General features: G+C 32.5%; 1 protein-coding gene. It reads right to left on the reverse strand.

The features are described 5' to 3' along the window. A partial coding sequence (locus NE664_13810) for a hypothetical protein (GenBank protein ID MCQ4727709.1) occupies positions 1-462 on the reverse strand: 462 nt, incomplete at both ends.

Genomic DNA, 462 nt, shown 5'->3' on the forward strand with positions numbered 1-462 from the left:
TATTTCAACTATCACAACATGATTATCAAATAAAGCTATAACATCAAAATCTGTATTTCCTAAAGATGATTTAAATTCTATTTTATCTGCATAGACATTCCATAAGGAAGACTGTGACAATTTATTTCTTAAATAAGATTCATACTCATCTCCAATTGCCGCCCGCTTTATTTTATAATCCAGCATAATCTGCTCAAGCATTCGGGTGATATTAATTTGCCGAATCAAATTAGGGGCAAATAAAACCCTTTTACCACTTATTTGAACCAACGGTTTTGAGAATAAATCGCCCTCTTTCCCGCGTTGCGGATAATATATAAACCACTCCACCAGCTTAGCTGCTGTATTTAAACTCTTGCCATATAATCGTGAAAAACTTTTAATTAGCAAATCAATATCAACTACTGGACATAGATAATTAAACCGATCATGTTCAATCTCTTCCCAATTATGATTTAAGAT

Source organism: Anaerotignum faecicola (assembly GCA_024460105.1).
Taxonomy (GTDB): domain Bacteria; phylum Bacillota; class Clostridia; order Lachnospirales; family Anaerotignaceae; genus JANFXS01.